This window comes from Nocardia sp. NPDC003979 (assembly GCF_053605015.1).
This window is the reverse complement of the sequence record NZ_JBSGIJ010000006.1, coordinates 1-22,764: the sequence shown is the minus strand read 5'-3', so window position 1 is coordinate 22,764 and position 22,764 is coordinate 1. Positions and strand designations below refer to the sequence as shown.

23 protein-coding genes and 1 pseudogene are annotated in these 22,764 nt (G+C 67.9%); 13 read left to right on the top strand and 11 right to left on the bottom strand.

What is annotated here, in order from left to right; genetic code table 11:
• Positions 1 to 242: 242 nt before the first annotated feature.
• Genes ACWEVR_RS14980 through ACWEVR_RS14965 form a run of 4 tightly spaced genes read right to left on the bottom strand, consistent with a single transcriptional unit; the run spans position 243 to position 4,077 of the window.
• Positions 243 to 1,403 carry an acetyl-CoA C-acetyltransferase gene (locus ACWEVR_RS14980; RefSeq protein WP_181701051.1) on the bottom strand — a complete coding sequence of 387 codons (1,161 nt, stop codon included), beginning with the start codon at positions 1,401 to 1,403 and terminating at the stop codon, positions 243 to 245.
• A gap of 44 nt (positions 1,404 to 1,447) precedes the next feature.
• Entirely contained in the window at positions 1,448 to 2,059 is a 612-nt protein-coding gene (locus ACWEVR_RS14975; RefSeq protein ID WP_452467404.1) for a TetR/AcrR family transcriptional regulator, read from the bottom strand.
• Positions 2,060 to 2,104: 45 nt separating this feature from the next.
• Positions 2,105 to 2,902, bottom strand: a complete 798-nt coding sequence (locus ACWEVR_RS14970; protein ID WP_357149074.1) for an SDR family oxidoreductase — start codon at positions 2,900 to 2,902, stop codon at positions 2,105 to 2,107.
• Positions 2,899 to 4,077 carry an acyl-CoA dehydrogenase family protein gene (locus ACWEVR_RS14965; RefSeq protein WP_452467403.1) on the bottom strand — a complete coding sequence of 393 codons (1,179 nt, stop codon included), beginning with the start codon at positions 4,075 to 4,077 and terminating at the stop codon, positions 2,899 to 2,901. Before ACWEVR_RS14965 ends, ACWEVR_RS14970 begins: the two co-directional genes overlap by 4 nt.
• A gap of 80 nt (positions 4,078 to 4,157) precedes the next feature.
• On the opposite strand from ACWEVR_RS14965, the gene ACWEVR_RS14960 reads away from it, so the two are divergent.
• The 7 genes from ACWEVR_RS14960 (at position 4,158) to ACWEVR_RS14930 (ending at position 11,787) form a co-directional block, all read left to right on the top strand.
• On the top strand, positions 4,158 to 5,708 hold the full coding sequence (locus ACWEVR_RS14960) for a FadD3 family acyl-CoA ligase (RefSeq protein WP_452467402.1): 1,551 nt from the start codon (positions 4,158 to 4,160) through the stop codon (positions 5,706 to 5,708).
• Positions 5,705 to 6,568 carry an enoyl-CoA hydratase gene (locus ACWEVR_RS14955; RefSeq protein WP_452467401.1) on the top strand — a complete coding sequence of 288 codons (864 nt, stop codon included), beginning with the start codon at positions 5,705 to 5,707 and terminating at the stop codon, positions 6,566 to 6,568. The genes ACWEVR_RS14960 and ACWEVR_RS14955 overlap by 4 nt, the downstream gene beginning before the upstream one ends.
• Positions 6,569 to 7,711, top strand: coding sequence for an acyl-CoA dehydrogenase family protein (locus ACWEVR_RS14950; protein ID WP_067495539.1), 1,143 nt, complete (start codon positions 6,569 to 6,571; stop codon positions 7,709 to 7,711).
• A 145-nt stretch (positions 7,712 to 7,856) separates the two neighbouring features.
• Positions 7,857 to 8,936, top strand: a complete 1,080-nt coding sequence (locus ACWEVR_RS14945) for an acyl-CoA dehydrogenase family protein (RefSeq protein WP_452467400.1) — start codon at positions 7,857 to 7,859, stop codon at positions 8,934 to 8,936.
• Positions 8,923 to 9,957, top strand: coding sequence for an acyl-CoA dehydrogenase family protein (locus ACWEVR_RS14940; protein ID WP_452467399.1), 1,035 nt, complete (start codon positions 8,923 to 8,925; stop codon positions 9,955 to 9,957). The genes ACWEVR_RS14945 and ACWEVR_RS14940 overlap by 14 nt, the downstream gene beginning before the upstream one ends.
• Before the next feature lie 115 nt (positions 9,958 to 10,072).
• Positions 10,073 to 10,525, top strand: coding sequence for a MarR family winged helix-turn-helix transcriptional regulator (locus ACWEVR_RS14935; protein WP_452467398.1), 453 nt, complete (start codon positions 10,073 to 10,075; stop codon positions 10,523 to 10,525).
• 17 nt (positions 10,526 to 10,542) lie between these two features.
• Positions 10,543 to 11,787, top strand: a complete 1,245-nt coding sequence (locus tag ACWEVR_RS14930) for an MFS transporter (RefSeq protein ID WP_452467397.1) — start codon at positions 10,543 to 10,545, stop codon at positions 11,785 to 11,787.
• A gap of 2 nt (positions 11,788 to 11,789) precedes the next feature.
• On the opposite strand, the gene ACWEVR_RS14925 is transcribed toward ACWEVR_RS14930, so the two are convergent.
• Positions 11,790 to 12,122, bottom strand: a complete 333-nt coding sequence (locus ACWEVR_RS14925; RefSeq protein ID WP_439267194.1) for a hypothetical protein — start codon at positions 12,120 to 12,122, stop codon at positions 11,790 to 11,792.
• Between the two features lies 1 nt (position 12,123).
• A complete protein-coding gene (locus tag ACWEVR_RS14920) occupies positions 12,124 to 13,293 on the bottom strand; it encodes a Rieske 2Fe-2S domain-containing protein (protein ID WP_452467396.1) in 1,170 nt (389 codons plus the stop codon).
• A gap of 161 nt (positions 13,294 to 13,454) precedes the next feature.
• Between ACWEVR_RS14920 and hsaA the strand changes: the two genes are divergently transcribed.
• The 4 genes from hsaA to hsaB are packed head-to-tail and all read left to right on the top strand — an operon-like array spanning position 13,455 to position 16,993.
• Entirely contained in the window at positions 13,455 to 14,618 is a 1,164-nt protein-coding gene (gene hsaA, locus ACWEVR_RS14915; protein ID WP_439267198.1) for a 3-hydroxy-9,10-secoandrosta-1,3,5(10)-triene-9,17-dione monooxygenase oxygenase subunit, read from the top strand.
• A gap of 3 nt (positions 14,619 to 14,621) precedes the next feature.
• A complete protein-coding gene (gene hsaD / locus ACWEVR_RS14910; RefSeq protein WP_452467395.1) occupies positions 14,622 to 15,491 on the top strand; it encodes a 4,5:9,10-diseco-3-hydroxy-5,9,17-trioxoandrosta-1(10),2-diene-4-oate hydrolase in 870 nt (289 codons plus the stop codon).
• Positions 15,488 to 16,396: an iron-dependent extradiol dioxygenase HsaC gene (gene hsaC / locus ACWEVR_RS14905; protein ID WP_157102172.1), complete on the top strand. Its 909-nt coding sequence runs from the start codon at positions 15,488 to 15,490 to the stop codon at positions 16,394 to 16,396. The genes hsaD and hsaC overlap by 4 nt, the downstream gene beginning before the upstream one ends.
• Positions 16,397 to 16,414: 18 nt before the next feature.
• The gene (hsaB, locus tag ACWEVR_RS14900) at positions 16,415 to 16,993 is read left to right on the top strand and encodes a 3-hydroxy-9,10-secoandrosta-1,3,5(10)-triene-9,17-dione monooxygenase reductase subunit (RefSeq protein WP_452467394.1); all 579 of its coding nucleotides are present in this window, start codon (positions 16,415 to 16,417) and stop codon (positions 16,991 to 16,993) included.
• 202 nt (positions 16,994 to 17,195) lie between these two features.
• Here hsaB and ACWEVR_RS14895 read toward each other — a convergent pair whose 3' ends face one another.
• Complete coding sequence (locus ACWEVR_RS14895; protein WP_452467393.1) at positions 17,196 to 18,395, bottom strand: saccharopine dehydrogenase family protein; 1,200 nt, start codon at positions 18,393 to 18,395, stop codon at positions 17,196 to 17,198.
• Positions 18,396 to 18,426: 31 nt separating this feature from the next.
• Between ACWEVR_RS14895 and ACWEVR_RS14890 the strand changes: the two genes are divergently transcribed.
• Both ACWEVR_RS14890 and ACWEVR_RS14885 read left to right on the top strand, forming a co-directional pair.
• Positions 18,427 to 19,023 carry a TetR/AcrR family transcriptional regulator gene (locus ACWEVR_RS14890; protein WP_452467392.1) on the top strand — a complete coding sequence of 199 codons (597 nt, stop codon included), beginning with the start codon at positions 18,427 to 18,429 and terminating at the stop codon, positions 19,021 to 19,023.
• Between the two features lie 65 nt (positions 19,024 to 19,088).
• On the top strand, positions 19,089 to 19,640 hold the full coding sequence (locus tag ACWEVR_RS14885; RefSeq protein WP_452467391.1) for a YdeI/OmpD-associated family protein: 552 nt from the start codon (positions 19,089 to 19,091) through the stop codon (positions 19,638 to 19,640).
• Positions 19,641 to 19,663: 23 nt separating this feature from the next.
• On the opposite strand, the gene ACWEVR_RS14880 is transcribed toward ACWEVR_RS14885, so the two are convergent.
• From ACWEVR_RS14880 to ACWEVR_RS14865, 4 genes and pseudogenes are all read right to left on the bottom strand, one after another.
• A complete protein-coding gene (locus ACWEVR_RS14880; RefSeq protein ID WP_452467624.1) occupies positions 19,664 to 20,479 on the bottom strand; it encodes a GNAT family N-acetyltransferase in 816 nt (271 codons plus the stop codon).
• A gap of 204 nt (positions 20,480 to 20,683) precedes the next feature.
• Positions 20,684 to 21,730: a 4-hydroxy-2-oxovalerate aldolase gene (dmpG, locus tag ACWEVR_RS14875; RefSeq protein ID WP_452467390.1), complete on the bottom strand. Its 1,047-nt coding sequence runs from the start codon at positions 21,728 to 21,730 to the stop codon at positions 20,684 to 20,686.
• A 12-nt stretch (positions 21,731 to 21,742) separates the two neighbouring features.
• The gene (locus tag ACWEVR_RS14870; RefSeq protein WP_067495595.1) at positions 21,743 to 22,648 is read right to left on the bottom strand and encodes an acetaldehyde dehydrogenase (acetylating); all 906 of its coding nucleotides are present in this window, start codon (positions 22,646 to 22,648) and stop codon (positions 21,743 to 21,745) included.
• A gap of 15 nt (positions 22,649 to 22,663) precedes the next feature.
• Positions 22,664 to 22,764 (bottom strand): annotated as a pseudogene (locus ACWEVR_RS14865) (2-keto-4-pentenoate hydratase); the annotation flags it as partial.

Below are 22,764 nucleotides of genomic sequence, written 5' to 3'. Positions count from 1 at the left end.
GATACGGGTTGGGCGGTTGTGGGTAACCCATTCGAAATTCCTGTTCCCTGTTTCCACGAGCAGCACCTGACCGGCGCCGCTTCAGCACATGGCTTACCCACTGCGCCAACGGCTTATCGCGGTGGCGCCGGGAGAGCAACCGTTCAGTCTCGACGACCGACCCATCACCCGCAAGTCCGCCGACGCACGACGGCCCGGTACCGGAGTGTCCGGTACCGGGCCGTCGTCGGCGTCGCGGCGAATTACTCGCTCGCGCCGAGGCGTTCGATGATGGTGACGTTCGCGGTGCCGCCGCCCTCACAGATGGTGAGCAGACCGTAGCGGCCGTTCACCCGCTCGAGCTCGTGCAGCAGGGTGGCGAACAGCTTCGCACCGGTCGCGCCGAGCGGATGACCGAGTGCGATGGCACCGCCGTTGACATTGACCTTCGCCGGATCGGCACCGATCTCCTTGATCCAGGCCAGCACCACCGGCGCGAAGGCCTCGTTGATCTCGATGACATCGATGTCGTCGATGGTGAGCCCGGTCTTCTCCAGCGCCCACTGGGTGGCCGGAATGGGCGCGCTTAGCATGAAGATCGGGTCGGCGCCGCGCGCGCTGACGTGATGGATACGCGCCCGCGGGGTGAGCCCGTACTCCTTCACAGCCCACTCCGAGGCGAGCAATGTCGCGCTCGCACCGTCGGAGATCTGGCTGGCCACGGCGGCGGTGAGCGGGCTGCCCTCGCTCAGCGGTTGCAGCGTGGCCATCTTCTCGAGGCTGGTCTCGCGCGGGCCCTGGTCGACGGTGAAGTCACCGACCGGCACGATCTCGGCCTCGAAGCGGCCCTCGGCGATGGCCGCGCGCGCCCGCTGATGGCTGCGCAGCGCCCACTGCTCCATGTCCTCGCGGGTGATGCCCCACTTCTCGGCGATCAACTCGGCGCCACGGAACTGCGAGACCTCGCCGGTGCCGTAGCGCTGATCCCAGCCGGTGGCACCGACGAAGGGCGAGTCGAATCCGTACTCCTTGCCCGCGAGCATGGCCGCGGAGATCGGGATCGCGCTCATGTTCTGCACGCCGCCCGCGACGATCACCTCGGCGGTGCCGCTCATGATCGCCTGGGCACCGAAATTGATGGCCTGCTGGCTGGAACCGCACTGCCGGTCGACGGTGACACCGGGAACCTCCTCCGGGAAGCCCGCGGTCAGCCACATCGTGCGACCGATATTGCCCGCCTGCGGGCCGATGTTGTCGACACAGCCGACGATCACGTCGTCGACGACAGCCGGGTCGATACCGGTGCGCTCGACGAGTCCGCGCAGTGCGGCGGCGCCGAGGTCGGCCGGGTGCACACCGGCCAGCGCGCCGCCACGCTTGCCGACGGCGGTCCGCACCGCGTCGATCACATAGGCCTCCCGCAACGGGGTGTAGGGGCGGCGCTCGGCGGGTGCGGTCATGGGTACTCCTAAGGCGCGTCGCTCGCGGGCACGGTGAGCCCGTCGAGCACGATGGTCAGATATTGCGAGGCAAGGTTTTGCACGGTGATGGGGCCGCCGGGGGTGTACCAGCGGACCGCGACCCACACGGTGTCGCGCAGGAAGCGGAAGGCCAGTTCCACGTCGAGTTCGGGCCGGAAGCTGCCGTCGGCGACACCGGCGGCGAGCACCCGGTGCCACAGGTCGCGGAACTCGGTGTTGAAGTCACGGATGTAGCCGAAACGTTCCACGTCACGCAGGTTCTTGGCCTCGGCCTGGTAGATCGCGACGGCGGCGTGATGACGGTCGAACGCCTGGTAGGAGGCGAGGACCAGGGCCTCGAGGGTCGCCCGCGAGCTGAGCCCGGCGGCCGCGATCTCGCGATAGCGGCCGAACAGGTCGTCGAGGAAGCCGCGCAGGATCTCGTCGACCATCGATTCCTTGGAATCGAAATGGTGGTAGAGACTGCCCGAGAGAATGCCTGCCGAATCGGCGATATCGCGCACCGTGGTGGCGCGCAGGCCGCGCTCGGCGAACAGGTCGGCGGCGAGGGCGAGCAGTTCGTCGCGGCGGGTGCGTTTCGCGGTGTCGGGTGCGGTCACCCTAGACATCGTACAACCAAGCACTTGCTTGGCACGCTGCTGCCGTCATGCGCGCTGACTACTCACGGAAACCACCTCACCGGTCAGGTACGAGGTGTAGTCGCTGGCCAGCATGGCGATCGTCGCCGCGACCTCCCACGGCTCGGCCGCGCGCCCGAAAGCCTCACGCTCACTGAGGTTGTCGAGCAGTTCGGATGAGCTGACCTTGTCCAGGAACGGGTGGCGCGCGATGCTCGGCGCGACGGCATTGATGCGCACCCCGAACTCGGCGGCCTCGATCGCGCTGCACCTGGTCAGCGCCATCACACCCGCCTTGGCCGCGGCGTAGTGCGCCTGACCGTGCTGGGCTCGCCAGCCGAGCACGCTGGCGTTGTTGACGATCACCCCGCCGTGGCCCGCGTCGCGGAAGTAGCCCAGCGCCGCGCGCGTACAGCGGAAGGTGCCGGTGAGGGTGATGTCGAGAACCTGGTCCCACTGCTCGTCGGTCATGTCGACCACGGGGGTCTCGCCGCCGAGGCCGGCGTTGTTGATCATGACGTCGATGCGACCGAGTTCGGCGGCAGCGGCGGTGAGCAGCTGGTTCACCTGGGCGGTGTCGCGCACATCGCACACCACGGCACCGACGGTGCGCTCCGGGAATTCCTTGGCGAGCAGTTCGGCGGTCTCACCCAATCTCCGCTCGTGCCAATCGGATACCACCACATCGGCACCCTCGGACAGGAGCCTGCGGGCCGTGGCCGAGCCGATGCCGGTACCGGCGGCGGCCGTGACGACACCCTTGCGGCCGGTGAGCAGACCGTGGCCGGGGATGGGCGCGGGCGGGGTGGCGAGCGGGCCGGTCACGGTCGTGCCTCGCGCGGCAGACCGAGCACCCGCTCGGCGATGATGTTGCGCTGCACTTCGTTCGAACCTCCGTAGATGGTGTCGGCGCGGCTGAACAGGTACAGCCGCTGCCAGGCGGTCATGTCGTCGTCGGGGATCACCAGACCGGCGGCGCCCTGCACCGCCATGGCCAGCTCGCCGAGATCGCGATGCCAGTTGGCCCACAACAACTTCGACACCGACGCCCCGCCCGCGTCGTCCCCGTCGCCCATGGTGCGCAGCGCGTGGGCGCGCAGCACCCGCAGTCCCACCCAGGCGCGGTCGAAGCGCGCGGCGATCAGCGGGTCGTCGGCGGCGCCGGTGCGGCGGGCCAATTCCTCGATGTCGGTGAGTTCGCGGGCGAAGCGGATCTGCTGGCCGAGAGTGGAGATGCCGCGCTCGAAGGTCAAGGTGCCCATGGCGATTCGCCAGCCGTCACCGGGCGCGCCGACGACCAGCTCCGCGTCGGTGCGCGCGTCGTCGAAGTACACCTCGTTGAATTCCGAAGTGCCGGTGAGCTGCTGGATCGGGCGAACGGTTATGCCCGGCTGGTTCATCGGGACGAGCAGGTAGGACAGGCCGTGATGGCGGGTGGATCCGCGTTCGGTGCGGGCGATCACGAAGCACCAGTCGGCCACATGCGCCAGCGAGGTCCAGATCTTCTGGCCGTTGATCACCCACTGGTCGCCGTCGAGGCGGGCGGTCGTCGACACCGCCGCCAGGTCGGAACCCGCGCCCGGCTCGGAGTAGCCCTGACACCACAGCTCGCCGACCGAACGGACGCCGGGCAGGAAGCGCTTCTTCTGCTCCTCGGTGCCGAAGGCGAGCACGGTCGGCCCGAGCAGTTCCTCACCCACGTGGGAGACCCGCGCGGGCGCGTCGGCCTTGGCGTACTCCTCGTGGAAGATCACCTGCCTGGCGACGCTCTCGTCGCGGCCGCCGTACTCCACCGGCCAGCCGAGGCACGTCCAGCCGGCGGCGGCGAGATGACGATCCCAGGCCAGCCGTCGCTCGAAGTGCTCGTGTTCTCGGCCCGGTCCGCCGGTACCGCGCAGGTCGGCGAACTCGCCCGCGAGGTTTTCGGCAAGCCACTCCCGGATCTCCGCGCGGAACTCCGCGTCGGAGGTAACTGAATCTGCGGTCTGGATCACGCCCACCACGGTAGAGTAACCTACCAAGCACTTGCTTTGTTAGCTGCTTCGTAAAGATCAGCGAACCGCACAACGGTGAGGACCCCGTGACACCCGCTGCACAGACCATTCCGCAGGCGCTGCGCCAGACCGCCGCGGCGTATCCGCACGAGCCTGCCATCGTCGACGGCGAAACCCGCCTGACATGGGCAGAGCTGCTCGACCAGGTGCGGATCGCGGCGCGCGCGCTCATCGCCCGCGGCATCGAACCAGGCGACCGGGTCGCCATGTGGGCACCCAATACCCATCACTGGGTGGTGGCCGCGTTGGCCGCGCATTCGGCCGGTGCCGCGCTCGTGCCGCTGAACACCCGGTACGTGGCGGCCGAGGCGGCCGACGTGCTGCACCGAGTCGATGCGAAGGCGCTGTTCGTCGCCGGGCCGTTCCTCGGTCGCGACCGGGTGGCCGAACTGCTCGCCGAGGCACCGGAATCGACCATCGCGACGGTTGTCGTCATCCCGGTAGAGCCGGGCGCGGCCATCGGGACCGGCTCGCTCACCTGGGACGATTTCCTCGCCGAGGCCGAGCGGGTCACCGAGGCCGACGGCGAAGCGCGGGCGGCACAGGTCTCCCCCGACGACATCTCCGACATCCTCTTCACCTCGGGCACCACCGGCCGCAGCAAAGGCACCCTGGTCGCCCATCGGCAGGCCCTGGATGTGGTGCGTGCCTGGTGCGCGTGCTCGACCGTGCGCGCGGGCGACCGCTACCTGGTGATTCCGCCCTTCTTCCACAACTTCGGTTACAAGGCGGGCATCCTCGCGTGCCTGGTCACCGGGGCCACGATCGTGCCGCAGGCGACATTCGACGTCCCGGCCGCGCTGCGCCTCGTCGAGTCCGAGCGGATCACGGTGCTCACCGGCCCGCCGACGATCTACCAGACCATCCTCGACCACCCCGAACGCGGCGAGCGTGACCTCTCTTCGCTGCGCGTCGCGGTGACCGGCGCGGCGACCGTGCCGGTGGTGCTGATCGAGCGGATGCGCGACGACCTCGACTTCGAGGTGGTCATTACCGCCTACGGACTGTCGGAGACCGCGGGCTTCGGCACCATGTGCGACCCCGACGACGACGCCGAGACCATCGCCAACACCTGCGGCAAGCCCATCGCCGGCTTCGAACTGCGCCTGGCCGACAATGGTGAAGTACTGCTGCGCGGCCCCAATGTGATGCTCGGTTACCTCGACGATCCCGAGGCCACCGCCGAGGCGATCGACACCGACGGCTGGCTGCACACCGGTGACATCGGCGTGGTGGACGACCGCGGCTACCTCAAGATCACCGACCGGCTCAAGGACATGTACATCACCGGCGGATTCAACGTCTACCCCGCCGAGATCGAGCAGACCCTCGCCCGCCTCGACGGTGTCGCCGAGTCCGCCGTGGTCGGGGTGCCCGACGAGCGGATGGGCGAGGTCGGCATGGCGTTCGTGGTCCGCAAGCCGGACACGAACCTGACCGCCGACGAGGTGATCGCCCATGCGAGTGCCCATCTGGCGAATTTCAAGGTGCCCCGGTTCGTGGAGTTCCGCGACCGGCTGCCCTACAGCGCCGCGGGCAAGGTGCTCAAGCGCGAGCTACGTGAGGAGAAGTCGTGAGTTCCGAAACCGAGGTCGTCACCTACGAGGTGCGCGGACCGGTGGCTGTGATCACCATGAACCGGCCCGATTTCCGCAACGCGCAGAACTCGAAGATGACCTACGCCCTCGACGCCGCGTTCGTGCGCGCGGTCGAGGAAGCCGCGGTGAAGGTGATCGTGCTCGCGGGCAACGGGAAACACTTCAGCGCCGGGCACGATATCGGCACACCGGGCCGCGACCACGACGCGCACTACGAGAACAAGGCCGCGCTGTGGTGGGACCACGTCGACCGCGCCGGCGGCGACCAGCGGTTCGCCCGCGAGACCGAGGTGTATCTCGGCATGTGCAGGCGCTGGCGCGAGATCCCCAAGCCGACGATCGCGATGGTGCAGGGCGCGTGCATCGCCGGTGGGCTGATGCTGGCCTGGGTGTGCGATCTGATCGTCTGCTCCGACGACGCCTTCTTCTCCGATCCGGTTGTGCGCATGGGCATTCCGGGTGTGGAGTACTTCGCGCATCCGTGGGTGATGGGCCCGCGCGCGGCCAAGGAGTTCCTGTTCACCGGTGACCGGTTCGGGGCCGCGCAGGCCAAGGAGTGGGGCATGGTGAACCGGGTCGTGCCGCGCGCGGAGTTGGAAGCCGAGACCTTCGCGCTCGCCGAGAAGATCGCCACCATGCCGCAGTTCGGGCTCGCGCTCACCAAGAAGGCGGTGAACCAGGCCGAGGATCTGATGGGGATGCGCTCGGGCATGGACTCGGTCTTCGGACTGCACCATTTCGCGCACGCGCACAATGCCGAGGTCGGCGCCGATTCGTTGGGCGGGATGAACGCCAAGACGATGAAGACCGCCGCGGCCGAACAGAACGGGTCGAAGTAGATGGATCTCGAGATCGACGAGGCAGCCACACAGTTCCAGCTCGAGGTGCGTGAATTCCTCGCCACCCATGTGCCGCGCGAACCGCTGCCGTCCATGGATACCGCGGAAGGCTTCGCGGCCCATCGTGCCTGGGAGGCGACGCTGGCCGAGGCGCGGCTCTCGGCGGTGTCGTGGCCGCGCGAGTACGGCGGGCGTGACGCCTCCATTCTCGAATGGGTGTTGTTCGAGCAGGAGTACTACGCGGCGGGCGCACCCGGCCGGGTGGCCCAGAACGGCATCTTCCTGCTCGCGCCGACGCTGTTCGAGCACGGCACCGAGGAGCAGCTGGCCCGGATCCTGCCGAGAATGGCTCGCGGCGAGGACATCTGGGCGCAGGCCTGGTCGGAGCCCGAGGCGGGTAGCGACCTCGCGGGCCTGCGCTCGACGGCCCGGCGCACCGAGGGCGGCTGGGTGCTGAACGGCCAGAAGACGTGGAGTTCCCGTGCGTCCTACGCGGATTGGGCCTTCGGCCTGTTCCGCAGCGACCCCGAGGCGCAGCGTCATCACGGGCTGACCTATGTGATGTTCCCGCTGACGGCCGAGGGCGTGAGCGTGCGCCCGATCCCCCAGCTCGACGGCGAACCCGGCTTCGCCGAGATCTTCCTCGACGACGTCTTCGTCCCCGATCACGACGTGATCGGCGCACCGAACGAGGGCTGGCGGGTGGCGATGGCCACCTCGAGCAACGAGCGTGGCCTCTCGCTGCGCAGCCCCGGCCGGTTCAGCGCCACCGCGCAACGCCTGATCGACCTGTGGCAGCAGACCTGCGACCCCGCCGATACCGCCGCCCGCAACGCCGTGGTCGACGCCTGGCTCGGGGCCGAGGCCTACCGGCTGCACACGTTCGGCACGGTCACCCGCCTACAGGACGGCGGCCAGCTCGGCGCCGAATCCTCGATCACCAAGGTCTTCTGGTCCGACCTCGACATCGCCATGCACGAAACGGGCCTCGACCTGCTCGGAGCAGCTGCCGAGCAGCGCAGTTCGTGGACCGACGGCTATCTGTTCTCCCTCGCGGGCCCGATCTACGCGGGCACCAACGAGATCCAGCGCAACATCATCGCCGAACGCCTCCTCGGCCTGCCACGGGAGAGCAAGCGATGAACGCCCGCTTCTTACTCCGGCTCGAGCAGCGCGCGGGCGAGGTACGCGCGGCCAGGTCGGCGCGGCCGGGTGATGCGCGCGCCGCCCGCGCGACGACGACCGGCGAGACAGAGCGCATCGACCGCACGAAGACAGGAGATGTGCGATGAGATTCGCGCTCAGTACCGAACAGCTCGACTTCGCCGCCGAACTGCGCAAGATCCTCGACGCGGGCCAGGTGCCCGCCGCCGTGCGCGCATGGTCGTCGGGTGACACCGCTCCCGGCCGCGCGATCCTGCGGCAGGTGGCGGACATGGGCGTGTTCGGCTTGATCGTGGACGAGGAACACGGCGGCGCCGATGCGACCGCGGTCGATCTCGTCGTGGCCCTGGTCGAGCTGGGTCGCGCGGCCGTGCCCGGTCCGGTGATCGAATCGGCCGCCGTGATTCCGGCGCTGCTGCGACAGCTCCCTGATGCGGCCGAGCGCTGGCTGTCGGGGGTGGCGACTGGTGAACTGCTCGGCACCATCGCCTTCGAGCACGGCGGCCGCACCGTCGCGCTCGACGCGGATACCGCCGATCTCGTGTTGGTCGCCGGTAGTGCACACGTCTCCACAGGTCGACCCGCACGTCCCGACGAGGCGCCTACGCAGGCCGCCGCAGCTGAGCGCTCCGGCGAACACGGCGCGCGCCGGTTCGAGAGTGCGGCGGTGATCGCGTCGATCGATCCCGCCCGCAAGCTGTTCGCGGCGTTGCGCGACGAGGTGCTGGCGGAGGCGGCAGAGGACGCCGTCGACTTCGCCTTCGACCTGGGTGTGCTGGCCTGCGCCGCGCAACTGCTCGGCGCAGGCCGGGCCATCCTCGATCAGACCACCGCTTATGCCAAGCAGCGCAAGCAGTTCGGTCGCTTCATCGGCGAATTCCAGGCCGTGAAGCAGCAGCTCGCGGATGTGCGGATCGCGCTGGATCTGGCGGAGCCGCTGCTGTACCGCGCCGCGCTCACCCTCGACTCCGCCGACCGCGCCCGCGATGTCTCGGCAGCGCTGGTGGCCTGCGGCGATGCCGCCCACCGCGCCTCGCGGGCGGGTCTGCAGGTACACGGCGCCATCGGCTACACCGCCGAATGCGATCTCTCCCTGTGGCTCACCCGGGTAGCCGCTCTGCGCACCGCCTGGGGGACCGCCGACTTCCACCGCGCGCGCATCGCCACCGCCCTTCGCACCGAGGAATCCCATGTCATCGAATGAACTGCTCGAATTCCGCTCGTCGGTGCGGGCGCTGCTGGCCAAGCACGCGACTCCGGAAGCCCTTCGCGCGGCGATGGACAGCGACCTCGGGTACGACCCGAAGTTGTGGCAGCTGTTGTGCGAGCAGGTGGGGGTCGCGGCCCTCGCGGTGCCGGAGCAGTGGGGCGGCGTGGGCGCGAGTCTCGTCGAATCGCTCATGGTCGTCGGCGAATTGGGCCGGGTGCTGAGCGGCGTGCCGATGCTCGGTTCGGCCGTGCTCGGTGTCCAAGCCGTCCTGCTGGCCGGCGATGAGCAGGCTTGCGAGCGGCTGCTCCCCGATCTCGCCGAAGGCTCTCGCACGGCCGCGCTGTGCTGGGCGGATTCCCAGGGTTGGGATGACTACGGCGTTCGCGCGGAAGACGGATCACTCAGCGGGACAGCACATTACGTGCTGCACGGCGCCCAGGCGGACGTCCTGCTCGTACTCACCGCCGACGGATTGTTCGAAACCTCCCCTACCGCAGCAGGTGTCACTGTGACGCCGACTCCTGGACTCGACCACACCCGCGCCCTGGCGAGCATCACCTTCACCGAAACCCCGGCGACCAGGCTCGGCGACCCGGGCACCCGGCTGCGTGACATCGCGTGGGCGGCACTGGCCGCCGAACAGGTCGGCGCGGCCCGCCGCTGCCTCGAGATGACCGTCGAATACACCAGCGCGCGCGTGCAGTTCGGCAGGCCGATCGGCAGCTTCCAGGCACTCAAGCACCGCATGGCCGATATGTACGTGCTCGTCGAATCGGCGGAATCGGCCGCGCTGCTGGCCGCCCGATCGCTGGCTGCGGGCAGTGATTCGGCCGCCGAGGACGTGTGGGTGGCGCGCACCTACTGCACCGAGGCGTTCAGCACGGTGGCCGCCGAGACCATCCAGTTGCACGGCGGGATCGCCATCACCTGGGAACACGACGCCCACCTGTACTTCAAGCGGGCACACGCCACCGCGGAACTGTTCGGGACGGCCCGCCGTCCGATCGCCGCTTGACGGAGCACTTCCGCAACCCCGGCTCCGACCACCGGAGCTGGGGTTCGTGCGTTGTGGCCCGTTTCACGACGTACCTGCCCAATTTAGATAGTTAGCTTATGCAATAATATTCTCTGTGCAGCAGAACGAGCAGCCATCAGCAGACGACATCGTGGTCGACCTGTTGGTCACTGCCGGTCGGCTCACCCGGCTCGCCGGGGCGGTCAGCTCCGACGACCTGCCCCGCGCGATGCTGCGCGCCCTCGCCGTGCTCGAGGAGCACGACGGCCTACGGGTCAGCGAATTCGCCCGCATCGATCGATGCTCACAACCGGCGGCAACGGCGCTGCTCGGTCGGCTCGTCGCCGACGGATTCGCCACCCGCACCAAGGACCCGAGGGACTCGCGGGCAGTGCGCATCGAACTCACCCCGGCGGGCCGGACCCGCCTCACCCGCGCCAGACGCGCCTACGCGGCCGCCTTGGCGCCCGGACTCGCCGATTTCGACCTCGACCGGCTGATCCGGCTCGACACCGACATGAACGACCTGCTGACAGCCCTGCGCGCGGTTGCCCGCGGTCACCAGTGAAGCAACCAGGAGCGCTCATGAGCATCTCTCCGTTGACTCGCGACAACGACGCCGCGGCCACCTCGACCGGCCAGCCGAAAGCCGTCTGGGCCGTCGCCTTCGCCAGCGTCATCGCGTTCATGGGCATCGGCCTCGTCGATCCCATCCTCAAACCCATCGGCGAACAGCTGAACGCCAGCCCCTCGCAGGTCTCGCTGCTGTTCACCAGCTACATGGCCGTCACCGGCGTCGCCATGCTGGTCACCGGCGTCATCTCCAGTCGGTTCGGCGCCAAGAAGACCCTGCTGTCGGGCCTGGCGATCATCATCGTGTTCGCCGCGCTGGCGGGCATGTCGAGCACCATCGGCGAGATCATCGGCTTCCGTGCCGGGTGGGGTCTCGGCAACGCCCTGTTCATCGCGACCGCGCTGGCGACCATCGTCGGCGCGGCAACGGGTGGCGTCGCCAAGGCGATCATCCTCTACGAGGCGGCCCTCGGTATCGGCATCGCGACCGGACCACTGCTGGGTGGGGTACTCGGTGGGATCAGTTGGCGCGGGCCGTTTTTCGGCGTGTCCGTGCTGATGGCCGTCGCCTTCGTCGCGATCGTCGTGCTGCTGCCCGAACTGCCCAAGCCCGCGACCCCCACCTCGATCAGCGCGCCGTTCAAGGCGCTGCGGCACCGCGGCCTGCTCACCGTCAGCATCACCGCGTTGCTCTACAACTTCGGCTTCTTCACCCTGCTCGCCTACACGCCGTTCCCCCTCGACATGGGCACCTACGCGATCGGTTTCATCTTCTTCGGGTGGGGCGTGATGCTCGCGCTGGCCTCGGTGTTCCTCGCCCCGAAACTGCAGGCACGCTTCGGCACACTGCCGATGATGGGGCTGTCCCTCGGCCTGTTCGCCACCGACCTCGCGCTCATGGCGCTGTTCGCCGAGCACAAGATCGTGCTGATCGTCGGAGTGGTGGTCGCCGGGCTGTTCCTCGGCGTGAACAACACCCTCATCACCGAGGCCGTGATGATCTCCGCGCCGGTCGAGCGGTCGACCGCGTCGGCGGCCTACAGCTTCGTCCGGTTCGCCGGCGGCGCGGCCGCGCCCTGGGTGGCGGGCAAGCTCGGCGAGCACAGCGTGTCCCTGCCGTTCTGGCTCGGCGCGGCGTGCACCGCCGCCGGGGTCACCGTTCTGCTCCTCGGGCGCGGCGCCCTGGCCCACATCGACGACCACGACCCCGCGCCGCACAGCATCGAGGAAGCCCAGGCGCTCACCGTCGGCGACTGAGGTTATTCGGGGACCTCGAGCACGCCCTCGTCGACCGCCCACTCGATCGTCTTCTGCAGCGACGGACAGGTGTCCGGCCGGCCGGGCCGGGCACCGTGGGAACTCAGCTCGGCGAAGACCGGACAGCGCGTGTCGGGCCGTTCGGTCCACTGCACCGAGGTCTGGTGCGCGCTGTATTTGCGCACCAGCACCTCGGTGCTGCAGGCCTGACACCGCAGCGGTGTCAGGCCCTCGTCGAGATACCGTTGCTGGTCGAGGGCGGTCTGGGCCCGCACCGCCGCCCGGCGGGCAGGCTGATCGGCGAAATCCGGTGCTTTGGCCCAGCTGGCGGCCATGTCACACGCCCGCTTCCTCGGCCTTGCGCCGCAGGTTCTCGGCGACCTCGGCCTCCCAGGCCTCGTTCGCCTTGGTCGTGTCGACCTCGAACTCGAAGCGCTGGGTCATCTTCTCGGTGACATCGGCGATGTCCACGTAGAACTGGTCGTACCAGCGCCGCAGCTGGTAGACCGGGCCGTCCTCCTCGCACAGCAGCGGATTCTCGACCTTGGACTTGTGCTTCCAGATCTCCACGTCCTGCAGGAAGCCGTCGCCGAAGAAGGTGGTCATCGTCTGCGCCAGCTTGGTAGCGGTCGCGTCGTCGATGCCCTTGGGCTTCTCGACGGTCAGGCCCCACTGCAGTACGAACGAGTCCTGGGTGACCGGGTAGTGGCAGTTGATCAGCACGACCTTCATCTCGTACCCGCTGTAGATGTTGATCAGCGGGTTGATCATGTAGGACGGACCGAAGTACGACGCCTCCGACTTGAGCAGCGTCTCACCACCGTGCTTGGCCGCCATGCCGATATCCGGGCGGCCCTTGGTCTCCAGGAACTGGGTCGCCACATGGCCTTCGAAGACGTTCTTGAAGTACGTCGGGAAGGCGTAGTGGATGTAGAAGAAGTGCGCCATGTCCACGACGTTGTCGATGATCTCGCGGCAGTTCGCACCCTCGATCAGCAGCGAGTTCCACGTCCAGTCGGTCCAGCCGCTGTCGTGGGTTTCGCTCGGGTTGCCGTCCGCGTCGGTGTACACGCCCTCGATGTGGGGAATCGTGACCTCGGGCGGCGGTTCGTTGCCCTCGTGGTCGTGCCAGACGAACAGCTGACCGTTGCGTTCCAGCGTCGTCCACTTGCGGGTGCGCGCCAGCGGCGGCACCCGGCGGCCGTAGGGGATCGCGGTGCACTTGCCGCTCGCCCCCCAGCGCCAGTCGTGGAACGGGCAGGCGATGTCGTCGCCCTTCACCGAGCCCATGCTCAGGTCGCCGCCCATATGCCTGCAGTAGGCGTCGAGCACACGGAGCTGGTCGGACGTATCGGCCCAGATCACGAGTTTGGTTCCGAAGATCTCGACCGCGTGCGGTTTACCATCGCGGAACGTCTTCGCGAGACCGACGCAGTGCCAGCCGCGCGCGAACCTGGTCGGCGTGGTACCGACATCGAGTTCTCTCACCTTGGGGTTGACTGCCATCCCGAACCCTCCTTCTTCACTAGAACACGTTACAAAATACGGCCGGTTCACGCTAGCTGTCCGCGTTATTCCCTTCTCGACAGGAATGGGAACCTGTTCTAGTCTCAGAGACGAACGAGAACAGTTTGTCGATTCCGACAGGGCAGGAACGGGCTGGCGAAATGACGCAAGAAGTGACCGAACGGGTCGAGGCGCTGCTGCCGACGCTGCGCGAACGCGCGCAGGAGGCCGAAGACCTGCGCCGCATACCCGACGAATCCATGAAGGCACTGCAGGAGACCGGGTTCTTCCGGCTGCTGCAGCCCAAGCAGTGGGGCGGGCATGCCGCCGACCCGGTGGTCTTCTACGACTCCGTGCGCCGCATCGCCAGTGCCTGCGGGTCGACGGGCTGGGTGGCGGGCATCATCGGCGTGCACAACTGGCACCTCGCACTGTTCGACCAGGCCGCACAGGAAGAGGTGTGGGGTGAGGACACCGACGTGCGGATCTCCTCGTCGTACGCCCCCATGGGCATGGGCCAGGCGGTCGACGGCGGGTACATCGTGCGCGGGTCGTGGGCGTGGTCATCGGGCTCCGATCACGCGACCTGGGCAGTGCTCGGCGGACCCGTCATCAAGAACGGCAAGCCGGTCGACTTCGGCAGCTTCCTGATTCCGCGCTCGGAGTACCGCATCGACGACGTGTGGAATGTGGTCGGTCTGCGCGGCACCGGTTCCAATACCGTTGTGGTGGAGGACGTCTTCGTGCCGACGCACCGCTTCCTCAGCTTCCGCGCGATGAGCGAGGGCCGCTCGCCCGGTCTCGCGCAGAATTCCGATCCGGTGTACAAGATGCCGTGGGGCACAATCCATCCCACCACCATTTCCACCCCGATCGTCGGCATGGGTTACGGCGCCTACGAGGCGCACGTCGAGCATCAGGGCAAGCGTGTGCGCGCGGCCTACGCGGGTGAGAACGCCAAGGACGACCCGTTCGCCAAGGTGCGTGTCGCCGAGGCCGCCAGCGATATCGATGCCGCCTGGCGTCAGCTCTCGGGCAATGTGGCCGAGGAGTACGCGCTGCTGGTCGCGGGCGAGGAAGTGCCGTTCGACCTGCGTGTGCGGGCCAGGCGCGACCAGGTGCGTGCCACCGGCCGGGTGATCGCCTCGATCGACAAGCTCTTCGAATCCTCCGGCGCCACCGCGCTGGCCAACGGCACTCCGCTGCAGCGCTTCTGGCGTGACGCGCATGCCGGACGAGTACACGCGGCCAACGATCCCGAGCGCGCCTACGTCATGTACGGCACGCACGAGTTCGGGCTGCCCGTCACCGACGCCATGGTGTAGCCGATGACCCAGACCGCTGAGATCACCTACGAATCGACCTCACGCTTCGCGCAGGTCACCCCATCTTTGAAGTTGCACTATCACGAAGCGGGCGTCGGCAACGGTCCGACTATCGTGCTGTTGCACGGTGGCGGACCCGGCGCCTCGGCGTGGTCGAACTTCGCCCGCAACATTCCGGTGCTGGCCGAGAATTTCCATGTGATCGCCTTGGACCAGCCGGGATTCGGCAAATCCGACAAGCCGGTGGATCATCCGCAGTACTTCGTGCACGCGTCCACCGCGTTGCTCGCGCTGCTCGATCATCTCGAGATCACCGATCGTGTTCACCTGCTCGGCAATTCACTCGGCGGCGGCACCTCGGTGCGCTTCGCGCTCGACAACCCCACGCGCGCGGGCAAACTCGTGCTGATGGGCCCGGGCGGGTTGAGCACCAACCTGTTCGCGCCCGACCCCACCGAGGGCGTGAAGCTGCTCTCGGCGTTCAGCTACGCGCCGACCAGGGAGAACCTCGAGAAATTCCTGCGGATCATGGTCTTCGACCAGTCGCTGGTCACCGAGGAGCTCATCGACGAACGCTTCGCCCAGGCGAGCACCCCCGAATCGCTGGCGGCCATGCGCGCGATGGGCAAGTCCTTCGCGAGCGCCGACTTCGAGAAGGGCATGCTCTGGCGCGACGCCTACAAACTGCGTCAGCCGGTGCTGTTGATCTGGGGTCGTGAGGATCGGGTGAACCCGCTCGACGGCGCGCTCGTAGCGACCAAGGTGATTCCCCGGGTGCAGCTGCACGTGTTCGGCGGTTGCGGCCACTGGGCGCAGCTGGAGAAGTTCGACGAGTTCAACCGGCTCACTGTCGATTTCCTCGGGAGCAAGTGATGAGTATTCGCGCACTCGGCTACATGCGCATCGAGGCCACCGACATGGCGGCCTGGCGCGAGTACGGCCTCAAGGTGCTCGGCATGATGGAGGGCACCGGGCTGAACCCCGACGCCCTCTACCTGCGCATGGACGATTTCGCCGCGCGGCTGGTCATCGTCCCCGGCGAGCAGGACCGGCTGCTGGTCTCGGGCTGGGAGGTCACCGACGCGCGTGGCCTGCAGCAGTTGCGGGAGACCCTGGACAAGGCCGGGGTCGACTACACCGAGGGGACCAAGGAAGAACTGGGCGAGCGCCGCGTCGAGGGCATGATCCGGTTCCAGGACCCGTCCGGGAACACCCTCGAGGCGTTCTACGGCGCGCAGTACCTGGGTCGTCGTTTCGTGAGCCCCTACGGCCACAAGTTCGTCACCGCCGAACAGGGCCTCGGCCACGTGGTGCTGACCTGCACCGATGATGCTGCGGCGCAAGCCTTCTACCAGGATGTGCTCGGCTTCCGCCTGCGCGATTCCATGCGGCTGCCACCGCAGATGGTCGGGCGACCCGCCGACGGCGACCCCGCCTGGCTGCGTTTCTACGGCTGCAACCCGCGCCACCACGCGCTGGCTTTCCTGCCACTGCCGAACCCGACCGGCATCGTGCACCTGATGGTCGAGGTGGAGAACTCCGACGACGTCGGCCTCTGCCTGGACCGCGCCCTGCGCAAGAAGGTGAAGATGTCGGCCACCCTCGGCAGGCACATCAACGACAAGATGCTGTCGTTCTACATGAAGACGCCGGGCGGATTCGACATCGAATTCGGTTGTGAGGGACTGGAAGTCGACGACGACAACTGGACGGCCCGCGAATCCACCGCGGTCAGCCTCTGGGGTCACGACTTCACCGTCGGATTCAAGCAGCAATAGGGAATGGCGGCGAGGGACATGACCGAACAGACACCGGCGGTCGACGGCCGGCAATTCCGTAATGTGCTGGGACAGTTCTGCACCGGCATCACCGTGATCACCGCACTCGACCCCGACGGTGCGCCGATCGGGTTCGCCTGTCAGTCCTTCGCCGCCCTCTCCCTCGATCCGCCGCTCGTGCTGTTCTGCCCCACCAAGGGGTCGCGCTCGTGGGCGGCGATCGAGGCGGCGGGCAAGTTCTGTGTGAACGTGCTCGCCGAGGAACAGCAGCCGACGTGCGCCCGCTTCGGCTCCCGCGAACCGGACAAGTTCGCCGGAGTCCCGTGGCACACTTCGGATCTGGGTGTTCCTGTGCTCGACGGTTCACTCGCGACCATCGAATGCACCGTCGACTCGGTGGTCGACGGTGGTGACCACTACATCGTCATCGGGCGCGTGCAGGCCCTGACGGAATCGGAGTCGACGACCAATGGTCGTCCGCTGCTGTTCTACCGTGGGCAGTACACCGGCATCGAACCGGACAAGACCACCCCGGCTCCGTGGCGTGCTGATCTGGACCATTTCCTGACGACCACCAGCCTCGACACCTGGCTGTGAGCACGGCCGGTCACGTGTCCGCTCGGCTCGACCGCTGACCGTGGCGCGGCCGCCTCTGCTTCGTCGACCGGTGGCGCAGAGGCGCCGGACACCCATCGTTCGGTTCGAGATCGGTGATGAGCATGGTCAGGGTTCAACCGACGAGGGCGGCTTTCGTTCATCGGATCGTGTGCGCACACCTCGATCACGCGAATGGCGCGACTCAGCGTGCCGCGATCAATGCTGTCAGCAGTGCTGACGACAGCGCTGCGGCGTTGCATTCGGGGGTTACCCAGCTTCGGGTGGTGATCGTCATCGCCGCGGGGTCCGGTGCGCCGAGGCAGTGGGACGCGAAGGCGGCGAAGAACTGGTCCGGGTCGAGCAGCGTTTCGGGTGCGTGCACCCCTGGACGTGGATTCGCGGCCAGCAGCAGCGCGCCGACAGCCAACGGGACGCCGGTGTTGTCGGCCATCGACAGGCCGGGGACCTGACTCAGCGCAGTGGCGACCCTTGCGGGCGAGCCGTCTCGTTCCCCTTCGGCGATGGCGAACAGCGGCGGAAGTCCACCGGCCGCGACGAGAGTTGCCGGGTCGGCCGGGAGCAGGCGTTCGAGGCGGGCAGCCAAGAGCGCCGCGCGATCGACGGTCAGCAGGCGCCGGTTCATCGCCCAGCGTAGGGCGAGCAGCGCGGCCGATGTCGGGCGATCGGCGACGACCACCGAGGTCGCGTCCTCGACACCGGGGAAAGCCAGCGGCAAGGTGATCGCCTCCGGATGACCGAAGCTGCGGCCCGCACCGGTGCCGAGTCCCGGGTATTCGAGCCGAAACCGCTCCAGCGCGGGGCGTTCGACGCGTGCGCCCGCCCTGGTCACCGGGATGTTCTTGCTGATCTGGCGCATGCCGTGCACGACGGCGGCGGTCGCGGCGGCGCTTTCCTCGGTGTGGGCCGAGTGGATGTTCCAGCCCGTCACCAGGGAGTCGACCCGATCGAGCTCGGCGCCCGCCCGGACGGCGAGCAGGTTCGCCACACCCGGACTCGCGCCCATGCCTAGCAGCGCCGTCACTCCGGCCGCTTTGGCCTCGGCGTCGAGTTCGAGCATGTCGGCGGTGGGTTGTGGGTCGTCGCAGATGTCGATGTAGTCGCAACCCGCCGCGATGGCGGCGGCCAGAATCGGTGGGCCGAAGCGGAAGTACGGGCCGACGGTGTTCACCACGAGGTCCGCCTCGCGCAGTGCCGCGGCGAGTGACGGACCGTCGGTGACGTCGAGCGCTCGTGCTTCGGCACCGAGTTCCCCCGCGACCTTGTGCGCTGCCCGTTCGTCGCGATCGGCGATCGTCAACGCGGTGACCCTGTCGTCGCTGCGCAGGACGCGTGCCGCGACGCGCCCCATTTCCCCTGCCCCGCCCAGTGCCAGAACTCGCATCACTGCCTCCCCTTCGAATATATTGACTGTCATGACAGTAAATAAAATCGGCCGGCCCAGCAAGGCCCCCGAGCGGATCGCGCAGATTCTGCGGGCGGCGCGCTCGGTGGTAGCCGCCGACGGGTTCGCGAATACGACGCTGTCACGGGTCGCGACGGCGGCAGGTGTGCAACGCACCCTGGTGCTGCACTACTTCGGTAGCCGCGACGGTCTCATGCAGGCGTTCGTCACCGACGCCGTCGCCGAGTACGGCGACAACCTGCTGCGACTCGGCGCCGACGCGCCTGTCGAGGAACGGGTGGCGCGCATGTTCGAACCCGGCGCCTACGCCGATCGCGACGATCTGGTGGTGTGGTGCGAACTGGTCGCGCTGGCGGCTCGGGAACCCGTTGTGCGGCAGCGTCTCACGGACCTCTGGACGAACCGATGGTTGCCCGGCCTGGAACAACAACTCAGTGCCGCCTACCCCGCCGCGTCACCGGATCGGGTGGCCGTCACCGCGTACGCCCTGGCCTGCCTGTTCGAGGCTCACTGGGCGTTCCACCTCCAAGGTGTGAACGAGCCCGACCGCGCCGAGCAGGCCAAACAGAGCGCCCACACTCTGCTGTCCGCCCTCGCCGCCGCATAAGACCCAACCGCACCGGTCGTAAAACTGCTCATTCGGTGAGCACTTTGGCGAGCAAGATGGTTCCCATGAACGCGAGCATCGAATTCATCACCTGCGCCGACGCCGCCGAATGGGAAGCGTGGCTGGCCGCGAACCACGCCTCGGCGGACGAGGTGTGGGTGCGGATCGCGAAGAAGGGCGCACCGGAGCCGTCGGTGACGATCACCGAGACGCTCGACGGCGCGCTCTGCTACGGCTGGATCGACAGTCACCGGCGTTCCCTCGACGCGCATCACTACCTGCAGCGATACTCGCCGCGACGGGCCCGCAGCCCGTGGTCGCAGGTCAATGTCGCCAAGGCCGAAGCGTTGATCGCGGCCGGACGGATGCGGGCTGCCGGGTTCGCGGCGATCGAGGAGGCCGTCGCCGACGGTCGGTGGGCGGGGGCCTACGAACGGCAGCGCACCGCCGAGACGCCTGCGGAGCTGGCTGCCGCCCTTGCCGAATCACCGAGTGCGGCATCGGCGTACGCGGCGCTCAGCCGCTCGGATCGGTATCGGCTGTTCCTGCCGATCCTCAAAGCGACTACGCCGCAAGAGCGGGCGACCCGCGTCGCCCAAGCCCTCACCGCACTCTGACCGCGCACCGTTCAGCGAGGTACTCAGAGCTCTTTCACCAGGATTGCGCGAGTGTAGAGGAGGGAGAATCCTCGGCCTTGGGCGTTCTGTTGCGACTTGGAGCCGGGCGCGGTGGTGACAGTCGCCAGGTCACATCCGGCTTCAGCCGCGTCGATCAGACGTGCGGTGAGCAGAGCGGTCTGAACCCCTCGTCTGCGGTGCGCAGGGAGGGTGGCCGCGCCCGCGAGTGCGGCGATCCCACCACCGGTGCGCATACTCGCGCCACCGGCCGCCACACCGTCACGGTAGGCGATGTAGCGACGAGTCTCGTTGGCCGAGGCCATATTTCGCATCACTTCCGCGATGGCTTCGCGCGGGAATTCCTCATGCGTCGGACCGTCATCGGGATGGGCGAACCCGTCGACGACCACATCGAGCCACGGCCCGAGATCGTCCCCGGCATCCAGTCGCACCTCCACCCCGTCCGGCGCCACCCACCCGCCGCCGTCCAACGGCATTCCCAGCACATTCTCGAACGCCGTCAACCGATACCCCCGCCCCGTCAACTCCTCCGCGATCCGCGGTTCCGCCAACTGCGCCAACTCCACCTGCACCGGACACTCCACCCGCGCGTAAGCCTCCTCGATCGCCTCCCACTCCCCCACGGACGGCACCCCGCCGAACCCGACCCCCACCACCTTGTTCAACGGCGACCCCTCCCCCGCGAAACAAGCCGCGCCACCCCCGATCTCCCGGACGAACCCCTCGACTCCCCGCCCGATCCCGACTCGAGCGGCCCCCACGATCGCCGCGGTCTCCACCCGCTCGATCCGTGCCGCCAAGTCCCCGCCGCAGAACAATGCCCGACCGTTTTCACTCATCCCCCACTTATATCCCCCGTGTCCAGCGAGTTTCCGGACCCTGAACCACAATCACCGCGCTCTGGTGGCGGCGACCTCTCGGCCGATGCCGCAACCAGAGCATGGCGATCAGGTGGTGACGCGCCTCGTGGCAGACAGCGACACGGCGTGACCGAAAGGGTCACGCCGTGTCGGGGGCGGTGGTCAGGATGAAGCGGCTTCGCGTTGGAGTTCGAGGGCGATGTCGATGAGCTGGTCTTCCTGGCCGCCGACGAGTTTGCGCTTGCCCGCGCGGACGAGCATTTCGGCGGCGGAGACGTTGTAGCGCTCGGCTTGGCGTTCGGCGTGGCGGAGGAAGCTGGAGTAGACGCCCGCGTAGCCCATCATCAGGGCCTGGCGGTCCAGGAGGCATTCGGTGGGCATGGCGGGGCGGACGACGTCTTCGGCGGCGTCGGTGACGGCGAAGAAGTCGACGCCGGTCTTGATGCCGAGTTTGTCGCAGACCCCGATGAACGCTTCGACGGGGAGGTTGCCCGCGCCCGCGCCGAAACGCCGGGCCGAGCCGTCGATCTGGGTGGCTCCGGCGCGCACCGCGTAGACGGAGTTGGCGACGGCGAGGCCGAGGTTCTCGTGGCCGTGGAAACCGACCTGGGCATCGTCACCGAGCTCGGCGACCAGGGCGGACACGCGGTCGGAAACCTGTTCGAGCACAAGGGCGCCGGCGGAATCGACGACATACACGCACTGGCAGCCCGCGTCGGCCATGATGCGCGCCTGCTTCGCCAGCTTCTCCGGGGTGGTGGAGTGGGCCATCATCAGGAACCCGACGGTTTCGAGGCCGAGTTCGCGAGCGAGACCGAAATGCTGGATGGAGACATCGGCTTCGGTGCAGTGCGTCGCGATGCGGCAGATCGAGGCGCCGTTGTCCTGGGAGATCTTGATGTCTTCCTTGACTCCGACACCGGGGAGCATGAGGAAGGCGATCTTGGCCTGCTCGGCCGTTTCGGCCGCGGCTTTGATGAGTTCTTGTTCGGGGGTCTTGGAGAACCCGTAGTTGAACGACGACCCGCCGAGCCCGTCACCGTGGGTGACCTCGATGACCGGGACACCCGAACCATCCAGGGCGGCAACGATATTGCGTACCTCGTCCACCGTGAACTGGTGGCGCTTGTGGTGCGACCCGTCACGCAGCGAGGTGTCGGTGACGCGGACATCGAGTTCGCCCGAGAAGGGCTTCAGGATTGTGCTCATTGCGGAAACTCCTTACACCCGAGCCGAGATGATCTGATCGGCCAGCACGTCACCGACGCGGGTCGCGGCGGCGGTCATGATGTCGAGGTTGCCCGCGTACGGGGGCAGGAAGTCGCCCGCACCCTCGACCTCGACGAAGATCGACACCTTCGCCATGCCGCCGGACACCACAGACGGATCGTCGAACTGGGGTTCGTTGAGCAAGCGGTAGCCGGGCACGTACTCCTGAATGGACTTCTCCATCCGCAGGATGCTGTCGGCGATGGCGTCGCGGTCGGCGTCTTCGGGGATCGAGCAGAAGATGGTGTCGCGCATGATCATCGGCGGCTCTGCCGGATTCAGGATGATGATGGCCTTGCCGCGCTGGGCGCCACCGATCGTTTCGACACCCTTGGAAGTGGTCTTGGTGAACTCGTCGATATTGGCGCGGGTACCGGGCCCGGCCGACACCGACGCCACCGACGCCACGATCTCGGCGTACTGCACGGGCACCACCCGGGAGACGGCCGCGACCATGGGGATGGTCGCCTGCCCACCGCAGGTGATCATGTTGACGTTCGGCGCGTCCCGCAGCGAATCCAGGTTCACCGGCGGAATCACGGCCGGGCCGACAGCGGCGGGAGTGAGGTCGACGGCGCGGATGCCCGCGGCCTCGTACTTCGGTGCGTACGCGCGGTGCACGTAGGCGGAGGTGGCCTCGAACACCAGGTCGGGTTTCTCGTCGAGGGCGAGCAGCCAGTCCGCGCCCTCGGCGGAGGTTTCCAGGCCGAGCCCACTCGCGCGCTTCAACCCCTCGGAGTCCGGGTCGATGCCGATCATCCAGCGCGGCTCGATCTTGTCCGAACGCAACAGCTTGTACAGCAGATCGGTGCTGATATTGCCGGACCCCACGATCGCGGCGGTGACTTTACTTGTCACGAAATACTCCTAGGTTCAGCTGAAACGCAGACGGACAGAACCGAGTCCGGTGAATTCGGCGAGGAAGTCGTCGCCGGGGCGGGCGTCGATCGCGCGGGTGCAGGAGCCGGGCAGCA